General features: G+C 56.9%; 1 rRNA gene. It reads left to right on the top strand.

The features are described 5' to 3' along the window. Window positions 1-57 precede the first annotated feature (57 nt). Window positions 58-3175 (top strand): 23S ribosomal RNA (locus tag ABT078_RS42380); the annotation flags it as partial.

The raw sequence follows: 3175 nt of genomic DNA, 5'->3' as shown, positions 1-3175 counted from the left end.
GGGGTGGTGGGTGGCTGGTCGTTGCTTGAGAACTGCACAGTGGACGCGAGCATCTGTGGCCAAGTTTTTAAGGGCGCACGGTGGATGCCTTGGCACCAGGAACCGATGAAGGACGTGGGAGGCCACGATAGTCCCCGGGGAGCCGTCAACCAGGCTTTGATCCGGGGGTTTCCGAATGGGGAAACCCGGCAGTCGTCATGGGCTGTCACCCGCTGCTGAACACATAGGCAGTGTGGAGGGAACGAGGGGAAGTGAAACATCTCAGTACCCTCAGGAAGAGAAAACAACCGTGATTCCGGGAGTAGTGGCGAGCGAAACCGGATGAGGCCAAACCTATGACGTGTGAGACCCGGCAGGGGTTGCGTTGTGGGGGTTGTGGGATCTCTCTTTCATTGTCTGCCGGCGATGAGACGAGTCAGAAACCGTTGATGTAGGCGAAGGACATGCGAAAGGTCCGGCGTAGAGGGTAAGACCCCCGTAGCTGAAACATCAGCGGCTCGTTTGAGAGACACCCAAGTAGCACGGGGCCCGAGAAATCCCGTGTGAATCTGGCGGGACCACCCGCTAAGCCTAAATATTCCCTGGTGACCGATAGCGGATAGTACCGTGAGGGAATGGTGAAAAGTACCGCGGGAGCGGAGTGAAATAGTACCTGAAACCGTGTGCCTACAAGCCGTGGGAGCGTCGGACACTCTTTGGAGTGTCTCGTGACTGCGTGCCTTTTGAAGAATGAGCCTGCGAGTTTGCGGTGTGTTGCGAGGTTAACCCGTGTGGGGAAGCCGTAGCGAAAGCGAGTCCGAATAGGGCGTTTGAGTAGCACGCTCAAGACCCGAAGCGGAGTGATCTAGCCATGGGCAGGTTGAAGCGGAGGTAAGACTTCGTGGAGGACCGAACCCACCAGGGTTGAAAACCTGGGGGATGACCTGTGGTTAGGGGTGAAAGGCCAATCAAACTCCGTGATAGCTGGTTCTCCCCGAAATGCATTTAGGTGCAGCGTCGTGTGTTTCTTGCCGGAGGTAGAGCACTGGATAGGCGATGGGCCCTACCGGGTTACTGACCTTAGCCAAACTCCGAATGCCGGTAAGTGAGAGCACGGCAGTGAGACTGTGGGGGATAAGCTCCATGGTCGAGAGGGAAACAGCCCAGAGCATCGACTAAGGCCCCTAAGCGTACGCTAAGTGGGAAAGGATGTGGAGTCGCAGAGACAACCAGGAGGTTGGCTTAGAAGCAGCCACCCTTGAAAGAGTGCGTAATAGCTCACTGGTCAAGTGATTCCGCGCCGACAATGTAGCGGGGCTCAAGCGTACCGCCGAAGTCGTGTCATTGCAGTATGTACCCCCAACGGGGACTGTGATGGGTAGGGGAGCGTCGTGTGCCGGGTGAAGCAGCCGCGGAAGCGAGTTGTGGACGGTTCACGAGTGAGAATGCAGGCATGAGTAGCGATACACACGTGAGAAACGTGTGCGCCGATTGACTAAGGGTTCCTGGGTCAAGCTGATCTGCCCAGGGTAAGTCGGGACCTAAGGCGAGGCCGACAGGCGTAGTCGATGGACAACCGGTTGATATTCCGGTACCCGCTTTGAAACGCCCAGTATCGAATCCATTAATGCTAAGGCCGTGAAGCCGCCCTTGATCTCTTCGGAGTGATGGGGAGTGGTGGAGCCGCCGGTCCAAGGTGGTAGTAGGTAAGCGATGGGGTGACGCAGGAAGGTAGTCCAGCCCGGGCGGTGGTTGTCCCGGGGTAAGGGTGTAGCCCGAGGGGTAGGTAAATCCGTCCCTCATGTAAGGGTGAGACCTGATGCCGAGCCGATTGTGGTGAAGTGGATGATCCTATGCTGTCGAGAAAAGCCTCTAGCGAGTTTCATGGCGGCCCGTACCCTAAACCGACTCAGGTGGTCAGGTAGAGAATACCGAGGCGTTCGGGTGAACTATGGTTAAGGAACTCGGCAAAATGCCCCCGTAACTTCGGGAGAAGGGGGGCCACGTCTGGTGATGAGTTTTGCACTCTGAGCTGGGGGTGGCCGCAGAGACCAGCGAGAAGCGACTGTTTACTAAAAACACAGGTCCGTGCGAAGCCGTAAGGCGATGTATACGGACTGACGCCTGCCCGGTGCTGGAACGTTAAGGGGACCGGTTAGCTCCATTTCGGTGGGGCGAAGCTGAGAACTTAAGCGCCAGTAAACGGCGGTGGTAACTATAACCATCCTAAGGTAGCGAAATTCCTTGTCGGGTAAGTTCCGACCTGCACGAATGGCGTAACGACTTCTCGACTGTCTCAACCATAGGCCCGGTGAAATTGCACTACGAGTAAAGATGCTCGTTTCGCGCAGCAGGACGGAAAGACCCCGGGACCTTTACTACAGTTTGATATTGGTGTTCGGTTCGGCTTGTGTAGGATAGGTGGGAGACTGTGAAGCTTGGACGCCAGTTCAGGTGGAGTCGTCGTTGAAATACCACTCTGGTCGTGCTGGATGTCTAACCTGGGTCCGTGATCCGGATCAGGGACAGTGTCTGATGGGTAGTTTAACTGGGGCGGTTGCCTCCCAAAGGGTAACGGAGGCGCCCAAAGGTTCCCTCAGCCTGGTTGGCAATCAGGTGTTGAGTGTAAGTGCACAAGGGAGCTTGACTGTGAGACCGACGGGTCGAGCAGGGACGAAAGTCGGGACTAGTGATCCGGCGGTGGCTTGTGGAAGCGCCGTCGCTCAACGGATAAAAGGTACCCCGGGGATAACAGGCTGATCTTCCCCAAGAGTCCATATCGACGGGATGGTTTGGCACCTCGATGTCGGCTCGTCGCATCCTGGGGCTGGAGTCGGTCCCAAGGGTTGGGCTGTTCGCCCATTAAAGCGGTACGCGAGCTGGGTTTAGAACGTCGTGAGACAGTTCGGTCCCTATCCGCTGCGCGCGCAGGAATATTGAGAAGGGCTGTCCCTAGTACGAGAGGACCGGGACGGACGAACCTCTGGTGTGCCAGTTGTTCTGCCAAGGGCATGGCTGGTTGGCTACGTTCGGGAGGGATAACCGCTGAAAGCATCTAAGCGGGAAGCCTGCTTCGAGATGAGTATTCCCACCCACTTGATGGGGTAAGGCTCCCAGTAGACGACTGGGTTGATAGGCCAGATGTGGAAGCCCGGTAACGGGTGGAGCTGACTGGTACTAATAGGCCGAGGGCTTG

This window comes from Streptomyces sp. NPDC002133, assembly GCF_040296405.1.
In the GTDB taxonomy this organism is placed as follows: Bacteria; Actinomycetota; Actinomycetes; order Streptomycetales; family Streptomycetaceae; genus Streptomyces.
This window is presented reverse-complemented; position numbering and strand designations above follow the sequence as displayed.